Origin of the sequence: Stagnihabitans lacustris (genome assembly GCF_025950525.1) — a bacterium.
Lineage (GTDB): Bacteria > Pseudomonadota > Alphaproteobacteria > Rhodobacterales > Rhodobacteraceae > Stagnihabitans.
Map to the genome: position 1 here is coordinate 256,275 of NZ_JAPDGS010000003.1, position 15,042 is coordinate 271,316.

Annotated in this window: 12 protein-coding genes; 3 read left to right on the forward strand and 9 right to left on the reverse strand. The window is 64.4% G+C overall.

Translation table 11 applies throughout. The features are described 5' to 3' along the window. Nucleotides 1-2: 2 nt before the first annotated feature. The 9 genes from NX862_RS09725 to ade all read right to left on the reverse strand — a co-directional run bounded on the left by NX862_RS09725 (nucleotide 3) and on the right by ade (nucleotide 11,268). The gene (locus NX862_RS09725) at nucleotides 3-1,289 is read right to left on the reverse strand and encodes a M16 family metallopeptidase (protein WP_264493712.1); all 1,287 of its coding nucleotides are present in this window, start codon (nucleotides 1,287-1,289) and stop codon (nucleotides 3-5) included. Beyond that, the gene (locus NX862_RS09730) at nucleotides 1,286-2,620 is read right to left on the reverse strand and encodes a M16 family metallopeptidase (protein WP_264493713.1); all 1,335 of its coding nucleotides are present in this window, start codon (nucleotides 2,618-2,620) and stop codon (nucleotides 1,286-1,288) included. The genes NX862_RS09725 and NX862_RS09730 overlap by 4 nt, the downstream gene beginning before the upstream one ends. Before the next feature lie 83 nt (nucleotides 2,621-2,703). Beyond that, entirely contained in the window at nucleotides 2,704-3,273 is a 570-nt protein-coding gene (locus NX862_RS09735; RefSeq protein ID WP_264493714.1) for a DUF3035 domain-containing protein, read from the reverse strand. 27 nt (nucleotides 3,274-3,300) lie between these two features. After that, nucleotides 3,301-3,783, reverse strand: a complete 483-nt coding sequence (lspA, locus tag NX862_RS09740) for a signal peptidase II (RefSeq protein ID WP_264493715.1) — start codon at nucleotides 3,781-3,783, stop codon at nucleotides 3,301-3,303. Between the two features lies 1 nt (nucleotide 3,784). Then, nucleotides 3,785-5,365 carry a bifunctional phosphoribosylaminoimidazolecarboxamide formyltransferase/IMP cyclohydrolase gene (gene purH / locus NX862_RS09745; RefSeq protein ID WP_264493716.1) on the reverse strand — a complete coding sequence of 527 codons (1,581 nt, stop codon included), beginning with the start codon at nucleotides 5,363-5,365 and terminating at the stop codon, nucleotides 3,785-3,787. Nucleotides 5,366-5,385: 20 nt separating this feature from the next. After that, on the reverse strand, nucleotides 5,386-7,050 hold the full coding sequence (locus NX862_RS09750; protein ID WP_264493717.1) for a heparinase II/III family protein: 1,665 nt from the start codon (nucleotides 7,048-7,050) through the stop codon (nucleotides 5,386-5,388). A 46-nt stretch (nucleotides 7,051-7,096) separates the two neighbouring features. Further along, nucleotides 7,097-8,239, reverse strand: a complete 1,143-nt coding sequence (locus NX862_RS09755; protein WP_264493718.1) for a saccharopine dehydrogenase family protein — start codon at nucleotides 8,237-8,239, stop codon at nucleotides 7,097-7,099. Nucleotides 8,240-8,249: 10 nt separating this feature from the next. Next, the gene (locus tag NX862_RS09760) at nucleotides 8,250-9,296 is read right to left on the reverse strand and encodes a saccharopine dehydrogenase (RefSeq protein ID WP_264493719.1); all 1,047 of its coding nucleotides are present in this window, start codon (nucleotides 9,294-9,296) and stop codon (nucleotides 8,250-8,252) included. A 262-nt stretch (nucleotides 9,297-9,558) separates the two neighbouring features. Further along, nucleotides 9,559-11,268, reverse strand: a complete 1,710-nt coding sequence (gene ade, locus NX862_RS09765) for an adenine deaminase (protein WP_264493720.1) — start codon at nucleotides 11,266-11,268, stop codon at nucleotides 9,559-9,561. Between the two features lie 188 nt (nucleotides 11,269-11,456). On the opposite strand from ade, the gene NX862_RS09770 reads away from it, so the two are divergent. From NX862_RS09770 to NX862_RS09780, 3 genes are all read left to right on the forward strand, one after another. Continuing rightward, the gene (locus NX862_RS09770; RefSeq protein WP_264493721.1) at nucleotides 11,457-12,386 is read left to right on the forward strand and encodes a DMT family transporter; all 930 of its coding nucleotides are present in this window, start codon (nucleotides 11,457-11,459) and stop codon (nucleotides 12,384-12,386) included. A gap of 58 nt (nucleotides 12,387-12,444) precedes the next feature. Next, nucleotides 12,445-14,100 (forward strand): energy-dependent translational throttle protein EttA, encoded by a 1,656-nt coding sequence (gene ettA / locus NX862_RS09775; protein WP_264493722.1) that lies wholly within the window; start codon nucleotides 12,445-12,447, stop codon nucleotides 14,098-14,100. Nucleotides 14,101-14,273: 173 nt separating this feature from the next. After that, nucleotides 14,274-15,032, forward strand: a complete 759-nt coding sequence (locus NX862_RS09780; protein ID WP_264493723.1) for a hypothetical protein — start codon at nucleotides 14,274-14,276, stop codon at nucleotides 15,030-15,032. Nucleotides 15,033-15,042: the final 10 nt, after the last annotated feature.

The following is a 15,042-nucleotide window of genomic DNA, read 5'->3' on the forward strand; positions in this document are numbered from 1 at the left end:
TTCTAGGGCTTGCCGTCGCCCACGACCACAAAGCTCAGCGCTTCGGGTGTCAGCAGCCGGGCGGCGACGCGGTTCACGTCTTCCAGCGTCACGGCCTCGACCTTGGCATTGCGCGTGGCCGGGTAATCCACCGGCAGACCCAGCATCTGCATCCCCACCAGGATGCCCGCAATCCGCCCGTTGCCGTCGAATTTCAACGGATAGGACCCGGTCATATAGGTCTTGGTGTCGTCCAGCTCTTGCTGCGAGACGCCCTTGGCCAGGCCTGCCCAGACCTCGCGGATCACCGCAATCGTCTCGGCCACCTTGTCATTTGCGACCGCAACCGACCCCTGCAGCGACTCCGCATGGTCGTAAATCGCAAGCCCCGTGCCGATGCCATAGGTCAACCCGCGCTTTTCGCGGACCTCGTCCATCAGCCGAGATGAAAACCCGCCGCCGCCAAGGATTTCGTTCACGATCGTGGCGGCGAAATAGTCCGGGTCCTGAAAGCGCAGCCCCTTTTGCCAGAACAGGATCGTGGTCTGCGGCCCCGGGAAGGCCTGGGTCTGCACGCCGCCCGGCACCTGCAACGCGACATCGGCAGGCAGGGGCGCGCCCTTGGCAGGCAATCCGCCCAGCAGTTGATCCAGCGCCGCGCCCAGTTCCGCAGGCGTGATATCGCCCGCCGCCGCCACATAGACCCGGTCGCGCGCCATGGTGCCCTTCCAAGCCGCCAAAAGGTCGTCGCGGGTCAGCGCCGTGACGCTTTCCACCGTGCCATTTGGGTTCGACCCATAGGGATGGTCGCCAAAGGCCGCCGTGTTCAGCAGATCGCCCGCAATCGCCTCGGGGTCCTTGGTGTCCGAGGCGATGATCTGCAGCACCTGGCCCCGAACGCGTTCCACCGCCGGGGCGTCAAAGCGCGGCGCCGTCAGCGCGCCGGTCAACAGCGCCAGCGCCTGATCACGGTTTTCGGTCAGGAACCGGGCCGAGACATCGACCCCATCCACATCCGACGAAAACCGGAAATCGGCGGCCAGACCGTCGCGGGCGGCGGCAAAGCCCTGCGCGTCCAGCGCGCCCGAACCTTCCTCCAGCAGCGCCGTCATCAGGTTGACCGCACCCCTTTTCCCGGGTGCATCCAGCGAGGACCCGCCCTGAAACCGGATGTCCAGCGCGGTAAAGGCGATGTCGTGGTTTTCCACCAGCCAGGCCTTGATGCCGCCCTTGGACGTCACCTCTTGGATCTTGATCTCGGCAAAGGCGGGCGAAACCATCAGGGCCAGAAAGACAAGAACGCGGATCATTGGGCCTTCTCCTCTTGCAGCCAGCCGGTGACAGAGTGGCGCGCATCCAACAGCGCCGCCGCCGCCATCACATCCGCAGGCGTCACCGAGGTCAGAACCCCCGGCCAGTCCTGCACATCCTGCACCGTCAGCCCCGAGGCCAGCGCCATGCCATAGCGGTGCGCCGCGCCTTGGGTGTTGTCCTCGTCATAGACCTGCTTGGCGCGCAACTGCGCCTGGATGCGGTCGAATTCGGCCTGATCGACGCCCTTTTTCAGGAACTCGGCCAGGGTCGCATCCATCGCCTTTTCGGCATCCTCCAGGCCGACGCCCGCGGCCGGCACCACCACCAGGCCGAAGGTCGTGGGGTCCAGCGACACGCCGTCATAATTGGCCGACACATATGTCGCCACGGGTTTGTCGAACATCAAGGCCCGCGCCAGGACCGAGGTCGAGGGATTGCCGCCCAGAAGCTCTGCCAAAATCGTCAGCGCCGCGGCCTGTTTCTGGTCGCCCGGGTTGCGTTCTGGGACAAGGTAGGTGCGCACAACATAGGGTTGGGCGACGCGGGCGTCCTCCATCACCAGACGGCGGGGGGCAAGCTGAGGCGGTTCGGCGGCGCGGATACGAGGGGTGATGGCGTCAGAGGGCTTGATCGGCCCGTAGTTTTTCTGCGCCAAGGCCAGGACATCGGCGGGCGTCACATCGCCCGCCACGACCAGGATGGCGTTGTTGGGCGCGTAATTGGCGCGGTAAAAGGCAAGGGCATCCTCCCGCGTCAGGCCCGCGATTTCCGACCGCCAGCCGATGACCGGCGTGCCATAGGGATGGTTCAGATACTGAGCCGCGCCCATCTGTTCCTGCAGAAGGGACCCCGGGTCGCTGTCGGTGCGCTGGTTGCGCTCGTCAAGGATCACTTCGCGTTCGGTCTCGACGTCCTTTACGGTCAGGTTCAGGTTGACCATGCGGTCGGCCTCCAGCCCCATGACCAGATCCAGCCGGTCGGCGGCAACCCTTTGGAAATAGGCGGTATAATCCTGCGTGGTAAAGGCATTGTCCGACCCGCCCTGGGCGGCCACGATCTTGGACAGCGCGCCGGGGGCCACGGATTTCGTGCCTTGGAACATCAGGTGTTCAAAGAAATGCGCGATGCCGGAATGGCCGCGCGGCTCGTCGGCGGACCCGATACGATACCAGACCATATGCACGACGACCGGGGCGCGGTGGTCTTCGATCACCACGACCTCCAGCCCGTTGTCCAGCTTGTAGGTGGTCACGGGGCGGGCAAAGGCGGGCAGCATGAAGGCAGGCAGGGCCAGCAGGGTCAGAGCAACAGTCAGGAACTTGCGCATGGGCTCTCCATCGGGACACAGCGTGTAACCTAGCCTGCCATGCGCCCCGCGCATAGCCGCCCCCACGCGGAAGTGAGGCCCCGTTATTGCAGGAACTTGTCTTCTGAGTTGGTGCCGCCGAGGTTCGACCGCGGCGCCTCGACCGAACTGGCCGGCGGAGGGGCCGAGGGCGTCGCCACCCCGGCCTGACGCCACCGCGCCAGCTCGCGGTATTGGTCCAGCCAGCTGTCGCGATAGGCGGCGAAATAGGTGGTCAGGTTCAGGACACGTTCCAAAAGGCGGCCCGGGTGCTTTTTGCGGAAGGCCAGGTCCTCGGCGGCCAGGGTCGTGCGGATGGCCGGATCGGTGCCATGGCGCGCGGCATAACTCACCAGGGCGTTGTCGTTCGCACCGGCGCCGGGCGACCCGCCCAAAGCCAGGATCGCATCGGCCTGCGGGTTCTGATCGGTCAGGTTGCCACCGCCGGGCGTAGGCTCGGGCAGGGCGGCCATATCTTCGGGCAGTTCCAGGCCCTTGGCGGGCAGGATCGAGAATTCGTCCGGCCCATTGGTGCCGGACCGCAGGTTCATCAGTTGCGGCACCTTGTCGCGCGAACCGCAGGACGCCAGCGCCACCAAGAGGACACCCGCCAAAACCAGCCCTGCCTTCCGCATCGCTTACTCCCTGACCCTCGGCCCGTCTTAGCGCAAGCTGGCGCGCCCGTCACGCGGGTTCTTTCCGGTGAACAGGATCAGGCCGACGGCGCCGAAGAAAATCGCCACATCGGCGACGTTGAAGCTGAAGGGGTTGTCGATCCCGCAGCAGGACATGTTCAGGAAATCGGCCACCGCGCCATAGATCACCCGGTCGACGACATTGCCCAAGGCGCCGCCCAGAAGCAGCCCGGCCGACAGGTGGACCCATTTGCCGCCCTCGCGCCGCGCCCAGATCACCACCCAGGCCGAGATGGCCAAGGCCACCGCGATCAGGACCCAGCGCATCATGTCGCCCCCGGCCAGAAGGCCGAAGTTCACGCCGTAATTCCAGGCCATCCGAAAGACAAGGTAAGGCGGGGCGACGTCGAATTCGCCCAAGTTGCGCAGGTCCAGCGCGATGACGACCAGGTATTTCGTAACCTGGTCCAGGGCAAAGATCGCCAACGCAGTCAGGAACATCCGCCGCATGTCAGTGCCGGAAATGCCGCTGGCCGGTAAAGACCATGGCAAGCCCCGCCTCGTCGGCCGCAGCGATCACCTTGTCGTCGTTCATGCTGCCGCCGGGCTGGATGACCGCCACCGCGCCCGCCTCTGCCGCTGTTAGCAGCCCGTCCGGAAAGGGGAAAAACGCATCCGAGGCCACGACAGAGCCGATGGTGGGGGAGGCCGCAAGCCCCAGGGCCTCGGCCATGTCCTGCGCCTTGCGCGCGGCGATGCGGGTGCTGTCCACGCGGCTCATCTGGCCCGCGCCGACGCCCACGGTCGCGCCGTCCTTGACATAGACGATGGCGTTCGACTTCACATGCTTGGCGACCTTCCAGGCGAAAAGAAGGTCCTCCATCTGCGCGGCCGTCGGGGCCTTTTTCGTCACGACCTTCAGGTCCGGCAGGCCCGCGAAGTCACGGTCTTGGACCAAGAAGCCGCCCGCCACCTGCTTGAAGGCCCAGCCCGGAGATTTGGCATCCGGCAAGCCGCCGGTGGTCAGCAGGCGCAGGTTCTTCTTGGCCGCAAAGATCTCACGCGCGGCTTCGCTTGCGCCGGGGGCGATCACGACCTCGGTAAAGATCTTGACGATCTCTTCCGCCGTCTCGGCGTCCAGCGGCTGATTCAGCGCGACGATCCCGCCAAAGGCGCTGGTCTGGTCGCAGGCATAGGCGCGCAAATAGGCCTCACGCAGCGAGGCGCCTTGACCGACCCCACAGGGATTCGCGTGTTTGATGATGGCGCAGGCCGGGGCGCCGCCCGCGAATTCCGCCACCAGTTCAAACGCCGCATCGGTGTCGTTGATGTTGTTGTAGGACAGCTCTTTGCCCTGCCATTGGCGGGCCGTGGCCACGCCCTCACGGCGGCTTCCGTCTGTGTAAAAGGCCGCGCGCTGGTGGGGATTCTCGCCGTAGCGCATCCCTTGGCGGAAGGTGCCGGCAAAGCTGCGATTGCGCGGGAAGGGCTCTTTGATCTGACCCGCAAGCCAGGTCGAAACGGCGGTGTCATAGGCCGCCGTCTTGGCATAGGCGGTCAGCGCCAGTTTCTGCCGGAAGCCCAGCGAGGTCGCCCCATCATGCGCCTTCAGCTGGTCGATCAGCGTGCCATAGTCGGACGGATCGGTCACAACGGTCACAAAGCGGTGGTTCTTGGAGGCCGCGCGGATCATCGCAGGCCCGCCGATGTCGATGTTCTCGATACAGGTGGCGTGGTCGGCGCCTTTGGCCACGGTCTCTTCAAAGGGGTAAAGGTTGACGATCAACAGGTCGATGGGCTCGATCCCATGGGCGGCCATGGCCAACAGATGCTCGTCGTCGTCCCGCAGCGCCAAAAGCGCGCCATGGATGTTCGGATGCAGCGTCTTGACCCGCCCATCCATCATCTCGGGAAAGCCCGTCACCTCGGCCACGTCCCGCACCTTCAGCCCCGCGGCGCGCAGCATGTTCGACGTGCCCCCGGTCGAGATCAGCTCGACCCCGTAACCCGCCAAAGCGCGCGACAGTTCGATCAAACCGGATTTGTCGGACACCGAAATCAGCGCGCGGCCGATCGGAACGAGATTGGTCATGGCAAAGGCCCCCTCGTGAGTCAGATCTGGCCTGCGGGGTCGTCCCGCTCCAGATCCCTGATGGCAAGCGGAGTATCCTGCGCCTTCGCCAAGGTCCAGCCCGCTTGCGTGTCGAAGTCGTTTGCCAGGCCGGAAAGCACGATTTGCAGGCTTTCACGCGGGCGCAGGCGGGACTTCTCCAGATAGATCGAGGGGTCCAGCGTCATCCGGGTCGCCCCGTCATGGCGAAAGACCCAGATTTCGCCGGATCGCAACGTCAGGCTGATGGCCGCGCCGCCAAGGTCCACCCGCGCCTCGACATCGGGGTGCAGGTGAAAGCGGATGGCGAATTTGACGCCCTGAAAGCGGCGGCCCTGGGCCAGACGCTCGAACCGGCGTTTGTCGGTGGTCGTCACCGCGGCCAGCCGGTCGATCCCGGTCAGATGGCGCCCGTCGCTGGTCAACATCAGGTCGCGCACATGCGACAGGCCATGGGTCGCGGCCCAACCGTTGTGCACCAGATGCACCCCGCCGCCATTCTCGCCCGGCAGAACGCGCAGCGTCGTGACCTCGGCCCGTTCCGTGAAATCCCCTTGTCCCGAGGCCCCCAGCCGCGAGGAGGAATAGCCCTCCACCGCCAGCGTCGCGTGGCTGGCCGTCGCGCGCCCCGCCTGCCGCCACTCGGCGCCAAAGGCCGTGCCCGCGCCGACATTCACCACCAAAGGCCTGCGCCCCGAGGTCAGTTCAAACCCATTGGTCGAGGCATGGCCCTGCACCCCCGGCGGCGGCGGGGCGGCATCGACGATCACCGTGGTCCGCCCGCCATGCAGCCGCACGTAACCCATCGCCATACCCGCATTGCCCATCGGCCGGACGCCCGCATTGGCCAAGGCAGAGTCCAACCGCCCCTCGGCCCCGCGCCCCCCGTCATGGAACCGCGCCAGCCCGCCATCGGCATGGCGCAGCGCCCGCAGGGTGGGGGCGATCCGCTCCATCGCCGCGGCAAGCTCTGGCGGCAGGGCGCGTTCCGCCTCGCCCAAGGACAGGCTGACCCAGGTCAGGAGGGTAAAGATTTCAAGGAGTTCTTCGGGGTTGCGGCTGGCGATGCCGCCGCCCATGTCGATCTCGGTGTCACACAGGGCAGCCAGAACCTTCAACGCGGCGGGGTGTTCGATCCCCAGGGCGAGCCCGGCGATGATCAGCCCCGACAGCGCCTCGAACCCCTGCGCCCGGCCCGCAAGGTAGTGGATCTGCAGCGACAGGCTGGCCAGCAGCGGCAGGGGGTCGCGCCCCTCGGTCAGCATCCCCGCCTGCATCACCCAGCGCGTGATGCGCCGCCCGATCAGGTCCGGCGCCCAACCCGGCCCCTGACCGCGGCCAAAGCGGGCGATCCAGGCCTCGGTCCAGGCCTGCGCCCGCTCCTGCGCGCGGATGTCGCCAAAGGCCGCCAGGTCATCCAGCCAGGTGAAGCCATGCACCTCGACCCGGGCGTGCGGATCGGCAAAGGGCACATCCCAGATCGGCCGCCCCGGCGCCTCGACGCTGGCCACGCCTGCGATGAAGTTGCCCGCGACCATCTGCTTGCCGCGGGCATAAAGCCCGATGGACCGCGGTTCGGGCCTGCGGGAAAAGCCCGTGGCGGGGGCGATGCGCGCCGCCCGCCACAGGGCAAGCCTGTTCCGCCAGCCTGAAAGCCCCTCGCCCAATGCCTGCTCTCCCCGTTTTCAGGGCAGCATAGCCCCTTGGGGCGCATCAACCAAGGTGGTCGATACGCTCCATATATTGTGCCAGACCGCGGACCTGACCCAACCACTTGGTGTAAAGCTTGGGGTCATGCGGGGCGGCATGGACGCCCGCCGGAATTTCCCGCGCCATCAGCGATTCCACGGCGAAACTGACGGGCGAGGACACCAGCCGCGCCATCGCGCTGCCGCGCTCATCGCCCCAGGCATCCATGGCCCAGGTCTCGTGGTGGACGATCCGCCCCTCCCGCTCGGCTTTCAGCGAGACAAACAGCACCACACGGTCGGGCTCGCCCGGCGCATAGGTGTTTTCCTTCAGCAGCTCAGCGGCCAATTCGTTGATGCGGGCGTCGCCTTCGGGGCCCTGAAGCGTCTCGATCTCGCGGAAGATCGGGGTCCAGGCCTCGGCCCAGCCGTTCAGGCGGATGGTGCCACGGACGAAATCGCGGACCTTCCAGGCGGGGTCAAAGTGGTAATCCGCCATGAACGGATAGGAATCGCGGTTCGGATAGACCTCGAACGACTCCGGCTGCGGCAAGGGCGCATCATAGGCGGTGATCGCATCCCAAGGGCGCTGCACGCGCAATTCGCTGAAGTTCCGCAAGCTGCGCGAGGGCGAACGCAGCGCCTTCAGCACGCCCGCCGGCGCCCAAGAGAACTTATACCGGAACGCGTTGGGGATCTTCGGCACGCCGCCGCAATAGCTGACAAAGGACAGGGTATTGCCCGCGTCATAGCCCTTCGACGCCCGATAGCGCGCCACCAAGTCATGCGCCATCAGGTGGTCGATCCCGGGGTCCAGGCCACATTCGTTGATGGAAACCAGGCCCTTGTCACGGAACACCGGGTCCAGCGCCTTCATCTCGGGCGAGATATAGGAGGACGACACGAAATGCGCTCCCTTATCCAGGCAGGCCTGTGCGATGCCCACATGGTGATCCACCGTCAGCATGGAAATCGCCACATCGCCCGGCGCCAAGGCCGCCGTCAGGTCGTCCAGGCTATAGGCGCGGATATCTTGGGTCAGGTCGCCCACGGCTTCGCGGGCCTTTTCGACCGTGCGGTTCCAGACCACGACCTTTTCGCCGGACTGGATCAGCCGCCGAAGCCCAGGACCCGAGGACAAGCCCGTGCCACACCAATGGATCGTCATGTTGGTCTCCTTAAAGATTGGCAGAATGGCGGTCGTAATCCGCCTTGGCCCGGCCCCAGACGCCCGTATCCAGATCGGTCAGCGTCAAAAGCGAGGGCAACAATTGCGCCGCATAATCCACCGAGGATTCCACCGGCATCAAGGACGGCAGGTTGTCGATGGCGGTCACATCCAGCGGCGGTTCCGCCACCCGCAGGGCGGGCGCATCCCAATCGGTCGCCTGATTGTAAACCTTGATCGGCGAGAAATCCGAGGTCGGGTCACAGGCGATATCGCCGATGACCGAAAGCGCCCGGGGTTCCGTGGCAGCCGAGGCAGGCACGAAAACCGGGCACCCCGGCCGGGCCAGGATGCAGTTCAGGAAGATGTCATGGGCCAGAACCTGCGGAAAAGGCCCACCGCTGGCGGTCTCGGCCATGTCCCACTTGGTCGGCGTGACGCCCATGGCCTGCAGGCAATCCGCAGCCCCGGTGCCAACCCGCCCCAAGGCGCCGATGATCAAAGCCGAGGGCCGGCGCAGGCCGTGCAACTCACGCTCCAATTCTGCCACCAGGGCCGCGCGGCCCGGATAGACCGACACCGGCCCGCAGATGCCGCCACGCTGCTGCGCCGCCCAGCATTTCAAGCCCAAGGCCGCTCCGGCAAAGCCCGCCCAATAGCCAAAGGCCGCGACGCGGCGGCCATCCTCGCCCACCAGATATTCCAGGTCATACAGCGTGCCACCGCCCGCCTTGAAGCGCCGCAACAGCACCTGCCCCGCCGGCTGCCCCTTGAAGGCATGGCCGAACATGATGTGGCGATGGGTCAGGGGCGTGCCATCCTCGGGCAGCTCTTTCAGCCCGAAGATGATCGCATCCCGGGGCGCTTGCGGCCACAGGTTCTCCCCCACGATCTCGCAGCCGGCCGCAGCATAGCCCTCGATGCCAATCGCCCGCACAGAGGACTGCTCGACCGACACGCGAACACCCGCGCGCACCAGCGCCGCCGCGCCCTCGGGCGTCAGACCCACGCGTTCTTCGTGCGGGCGCTGCTCGGCCCGAACCCACAGATGTACCATGGCGAAACTCCTCTTTGCGCCCGACCTAGCAGAAGCGCGCCAAAGCGTCCAACCCGCTTTGCGTCACGCCCTGCCGCAAAGCGACCTTGCGTCTTTCATACTGACTTAAATATTCCACGGGGGTCCGGGGGTGTGAAACCCCCGGTTTTTGCAACGGGTCCGGGGGTGTGAAACCCCCGGTTTTTGCAACGGGTCCGGGGGTGTGAAACCCCCGGCTTTTCAACGGGTCCGGGGGCTGAAACCCTCGACGCGGTCCACCCGCCTAAGGCATGACCTCGAACCGGTCGACATCCACCATCCCGTGATCGGTGATCTTCAGATGCGGAATGACCGGCAGACACAAAAACGCCAGCTGCAGAAAGGGTTCCTCCAGCACGACACCCAAGGACCGCGCCGCAGCCCGCAAGGCCACCAGCTTTTCGCGGACGGTTTCAAAGGGGTCAAGGCTCATCAACCCCGCCACCGGAAGCGCCAATTCCGCCAGCACCCGCCCGCCTTCGACCACGACAAAGCCGCCCTCGATCTGCCCCAACCGGTTGCAGGCCAGGGCCATATCCGCGTAATCCGCGCCGACCACGGCGATGTTGTGGTGGTCATGACAAACGGTCGAGGCGATGGCGCCGCGTTCCAGCCCGAACCCCTGCACGAAGCCGGTGGCGAGGTTGCCGTTCTTGCCGTGCCGCTCCAGCACGGCGATTTTCACCAGATCGCGAGAGATATCCGGCCGCTTGTCGCCATCCACCGGGGCAATCTGAAACGTCAGATGTTCGGTGATGATCTTGCCGGGGATCACCCCGATGACCGGGGTTTCCACCCGGTTGCCTCCGGTGCGAAAATCCCCCGCGCTGACCTGACGCGCCTTGACCGAATGGCGCGCGACCGGTTCGACCGGAGGGCGCCCGGCAAAGGCCGCGGCATCGACCCAGACCCCGCCTGCAATCACGTCCTGCACATCGCAGGCCTCCAGACTGCCCAGAACCGCGATATCCGCCCGCCGCCCCGGCGCGATCAGCCCGCGGTCCTTCAGGCCAAAGGCCTCCGCCGCCGAGAGGCTGGCCGCGCGGTAAGCCGCCAGCACCGGCGCGCCCCAGGCAATCGCCGTCCGGATGATCCAGTCCAGATGACCATGCTCGCCGATGTCCAAAGGGTTCCTGTCATCGGTGCAGAAACACAAATACGGCGCGTGACGTTCGGTCAACAGCCCGACCAGCGCCCGCAAATCCTTGGACACCGACCCCTCGCGGATCAAGACGCGCATCCCCTTGCGCAGCTTTTCCAGCGCCTCGTCATACCCCGTCGCCTCGTGCTCGGTCCGGATGCCCGCCGCCAGATAGCCGTTCAGGTCATTGCCCCGCAGCAGGGGCGCATGGCCGTCGATATGGGCGCCCTGCCACAGGGCCAGCTTTTCCATGCAGCCCGCATCCTGCATCAGCACGCCGGGATAATTCATGAACTCTGCCAGGCCGATGCCCTGCGGATGGTCCTTGAAGGGCGCCAGATCCGCCGCTCCCAGCACCGCCCCCGTCGTCTCCATATGGGTCGAGGGCACGCAAGAGCTGACCTGAACCCGCAGGTCCATCAAGAGCTTGCCGGCGCAGTCAAAGAAATACTGCAGGCCCGTTGTGCCGCAGACATTGGCGATTTCATGCGGGTCGCAAATCGCCGTTGTCACGCCATGTGGCGTCACGCAGCGGTCGAACTCTTGCGGCGTCACAAGGCTGCTTTCGATGTGCAAATGGGTGTCGATAAAGCCCGGGACCAGGATTTTTCCGGTCAGGTCGATTTCGCGCCGCCCGCTGTAGGTGCCAAAGACGCCCACGATCGTGTCGCCGCAAATCGCCACATCGGTGTCCACCAGATCCCCGGTGATCAGGTCAAAAACCCGGCCGCCCTTCAGCACCAGGTCGGCGGGAACCGCGCCGCGGCCTTGGGCGATGCGGGCGGATAGGGGGGCTTTGGGCGCGATATCCATGGGACGACTCCTTTCGGGCAATCAAAGCCGCAAACCCGCCTGCCGTCCAGCGCCCCGCTTTCCACCGTCCAAATCCCCGCCCGCGTCCAGCCGTTGATGCGCCCCCGCTGGTTCCTTTGGCGCAAAGCCCCTCCCGCAGGGCCGCGCCCCTCTTGCCCCCGCGCCCCCGCCCTGCCACTTTCGCCGCCATGGAACAGCCGCCCTTTTCGAATCCCCTGCGGGGGATCTTGCTGAAACTGGCTTCGGTGCTGGTCTTCATCGTCATGTCGTCCTTGATCAAGGAAACCTCCTCCCATGTCCCGGCGGGCGAGGCGGTGTTTTTCCGGTCGTTCTTCGCCATTCCGGTGATCTTTGCCTGGCTGGCTCTGCAAGGAGAGGTCGCGGGCGTCATCCGCACCACCAACATCGCGGGCCATTTCTTTCGCGGCTTCATGGGGACCTGCGCCATGGGGATGGGCTTTGCGGCGCTGGCCTATCTGCCGCTGCCCGAGGTCACGGCCATCGGCTATGCCTCGCCGCTGTTGGTCGTGATCCTTGCCGCGATGTTCCTGGGCGAACAGGTGCGGCTGTTTCGCATGTCGATGGTCGCGCTGGGCCTGACGGGCGTGCTGATCGTCCTTGCCCCCCGCCTGTCCGTGACCGAGGCCGCGGGCACGAAAGAGGCCTTCGGTGCCATGGTCGTGCTGATCTCGGCCATCTGCGCAGCGCTGGCGCAAGTCTTTGTCCGCAAACTGGTGCTGACGGAAAAGACCGCGGCCATCGTCTTCTGGTTCTCGACCTCGTCCACGCTTCTGTCGCTGTTGACCATCCCCTTCGGCTGGGTCTGGCCCACCCCGTTCGAGACCGCGCTTCTGGTCACATGCGGCATCCTGGGCGGGGTGGGGCAGATCTTCTTGACCTCGTCCTACCGCTATGGCGACGCCTCGTTGATCGCGCCCTTTGACTATGCCTCGATGATCTTTTCGCTGGGCATCGGCTGGTTCTTTTTCGCCGAGGTGCCGACCCTGACCATGCTGGCGGGCGCCACTCTGGTCGTGCTGGCGGGCATCCTGATCATCTGGCGCGAACGCCAGTTGGGGCTGAAACGCGAACAGACCGCCGTGACGCCGCAGGGCTAAGGTTGCTTATGCGCCCCCATGCCGCTAAATGGCTGCAACCCGGAATCAGGAGAGCGTCATGGCAGCCTATCAATACGTCTATCACATGCAGAACGTCTCCAAGACCTATCCGGGCGGCAAGAAGTGCTTCGAGAACATCAACCTGAACTTCCTGCCGGGGGTCAAGATCGGTGTGGTCGGCGTGAACGGCGCCGGTAAGTCGACGCTGCTGCGCATCCTGGCCGGCACCGACAAGGATTTCACCGGCGAGGCCTGGGCCGCCAAGGGCGCCAAAGTGGGCTACCTCGCGCAGGAACCGCAGCTGGACGCCTCGCTGGACGTGCGGGGCAACGTCAAGCTGGGCTGCGCCGAAAAGGTCGCCAAGCTGGACCGCTATAACGAACTGGCGATGAACTACTCGGACGACACCGCCGACGAGATGAGCCGCTTGCAGGACGAGATCGACGCCGAAAACCTGTGGGACTTGGACAGCCAGATCGACGTGGCGATGGAGGCCCTGCGCTGCCCGCCCGACGATTGGGCGGTCGAAAACCTCTCGGGCGGGGAACGTCGCCGGGTGGCCTTGTGCCAACTGCTGCTGGCGGCGCCTGACATGCTGCTTCTGGACGAACCTACCAACCACTTGGACGCCGAGTCGATCGCCTGGCTGCAACAGCACCTGATGGCCTATAAGGGCACGATCCTGGTCGTGACCCACGACCGCTACTTCCTGGACGACATCACCGGCTGGATCCTGGAATTGGACCGCGGCCGTGGCATTCCTTACGAGGGCAACTACTCCGCCTGGCTGGAGCAAAAGGCCAAGCGCGCCGCACAAGAGGCCCGCGAAGACCGGTCGAAGCAGAAGGCGATGGAAAAGGAACTGGAGTGGATCCGCGCCGGTGCCCGTGCCCGTCAGGCCAAGCAGAAGGCCCGTATCACCAAGTATAACGAGATGGCGACGCAGACCGTCCGCGAACGCGCGACTTCGGCGCAGATCATCATCCCGAACGGCGAGCGTCTGGGCGGCAAGGTGATCGAGGTCGAGGGTCTGACCAAGCATATGGGCGACAAGCTTCTGGTCGAGAACCTGAGCTTTGTGGTGCCCCCGGGTGCGATTGTGGGGGTTATCGGCCCGAACGGCGCCGGGAAATCGACTTTGTTCCGCATGATCACCGGGCAGGAGCAGCCCGACGCCGGGACGATCACGCTGGGGACGACGGTGCAGCTGTCTTATGTGGACCAGTCGCGCGATGCCCTGGAGCCGGGCAAGACGGTTTGGGAAGAGATCTCGGGCGGGGCGGAAGTCATCCACTTGGGCGATTACGACGTGAACTCGCGCGCCTATTGCGGTGCCTTCAACTTCAAGGGCACCGATCAACAGAAGAAGGTCGGCACGCTGTCGGGCGGTGAGCGCAACCGCGTCCACATGGCCAAGCTGTTGAAATCGGGCGGCAATGTGCTGCTGCTTGACGAACCGACCAACGACCTGGACGTGGAAACGCTTCAGGCGCTTGAAGCCGCCATCGAAGACTTCGCCGGCTGCGCCGTGATCATCAGCCACGACCGCTTCTTCCTGGACCGGCTTTGCACCCATATCCTGGCGTTTGAGGGTGATGCTCATGTCGAATGGTTCGAAGGCAACTTCGAGGCCTATGAGGAAGACAAAGTGCGTAGGTTGGGGCCGGACAGCATCGAGCCGACACGGGTGAAGCACAAGAAGTTCACGAGGTGAGTTGAAGGGGCGGGGGAAACCCCGCCCTTTAAACTTAGGGACTAAAGCTCCACTTGCAGTTAGCTGGCTGCGCTGAGTTTTCAGCGGTTTAGCTTTGCGGAGCCCTTTTGTTGAATTATTGATTTTTGTCCGAGTGCGTGTTATGATTGCTCTTGAATTGATAGGGTGCGGTCATGAAACAATTCGTTGGGGCGCTGGTTTGCGCGATAGGAATTTGCGGCTTTGATCTGCAGGCAAAGGCAGACGTAGTCGTTACAGACCTTGGTTTTTTCTCGGACTGTTATCAGGCAGTGGCATATCGAGATGGAACGCTGTTTGAGATGCTAAGTGCCAATATCGACTCATATGATCCCGAGTTCGAAGCGAGGATCGACGCCACTATTACCGAGTTTGCCACCTATCGAGATCAGTCACAGTCGATCTATGATGCTGCAACTGATGAAATGAAGAAGAGAATGGCAGCCGCTGCGGCGAAATTCATCTTTTTTGACCTGCTGGCAGATCGTGGTTTGGAAGCGATTCCCCAGACGTTCAAGGACGCCTATTCCGTGCAGGATTGGGAGGCCTTTGAGGCAGTCGTGAAAGAGGCCAATGCTCTCAAGGCTCGTGTGATGGAAGAGGCGATTACAGGCAAGCCGTTTTCCGATGATTATGCGATTGGGCGTGCTCAGGACATCCTGAAGGATTTTCTGCAGAGTAAAGCCAGCAAGCTTGCTGGACCCCATGGTGCTCTTTTCCTGAAGGTTGGTTTCCTTGGCATGGACGGGTTGGAGATCTATCTTGACACGCTTCCGCGTCGGAAAGAGGGCGAAGCAGAGTTTGGAATTTATGCGGATGCAATTGCCAAGCTGCATGAGCAGTCCAAGCAAGCGCCAATTTCATTCCTAAACAAGGTCAAGAATCAGATCGACAGTGCCTGTAGCCCCGGTTGAGGTTTGGACC

What these genes read in the sequence shown, in the direction of transcription:
- NX862_RS09770 (WP_264493721.1), top strand. Translation starts at nt 11,457, where the DNA reads ATGGAACAGCCGCCCTTTTCGAATCCCCTGCGGGGGATCTTGCTGAAA.
- NX862_RS09760 (WP_264493719.1), bottom strand. Translation starts at nt 9,296, where the DNA reads ATGGTACATCTGTGGGTTCGGGCCGAGCAGCGCCCGCACGAAGAACGC.
- ade (WP_264493720.1), bottom strand. Translation starts at nt 11,268, where the DNA reads ATGGATATCGCGCCCAAAGCCCCCCTATCCGCCCGCATCGCCCAAGGC.
- NX862_RS09735 (WP_264493714.1), bottom strand. Translation starts at nt 3,273, where the DNA reads ATGCGGAAGGCAGGGCTGGTTTTGGCGGGTGTCCTCTTGGTGGCGCTG.
- NX862_RS09755 (WP_264493718.1), bottom strand. Translation starts at nt 8,239, where the DNA reads ATGACGATCCATTGGTGTGGCACGGGCTTGTCCTCGGGTCCTGGGCTT.
- NX862_RS09730 (WP_264493713.1), bottom strand. Translation starts at nt 2,620, where the DNA reads ATGCGCAAGTTCCTGACTGTTGCTCTGACCCTGCTGGCCCTGCCTGCC.
- purH (WP_264493716.1), bottom strand. Translation starts at nt 5,365, where the DNA reads ATGACCAATCTCGTTCCGATCGGCCGCGCGCTGATTTCGGTGTCCGAC.
- lspA (WP_264493715.1), bottom strand. Translation starts at nt 3,783, where the DNA reads ATGCGGCGGATGTTCCTGACTGCGTTGGCGATCTTTGCCCTGGACCAG.
- NX862_RS09780 (WP_264493723.1), top strand. Translation starts at nt 14,274, where the DNA reads ATGAAACAATTCGTTGGGGCGCTGGTTTGCGCGATAGGAATTTGCGGC.
- NX862_RS09725 (WP_264493712.1), bottom strand. Translation starts at nt 1,289, where the DNA reads ATGATCCGCGTTCTTGTCTTTCTGGCCCTGATGGTTTCGCCCGCCTTT.
- ettA (WP_264493722.1), top strand. Translation starts at nt 12,445, where the DNA reads ATGGCAGCCTATCAATACGTCTATCACATGCAGAACGTCTCCAAGACC.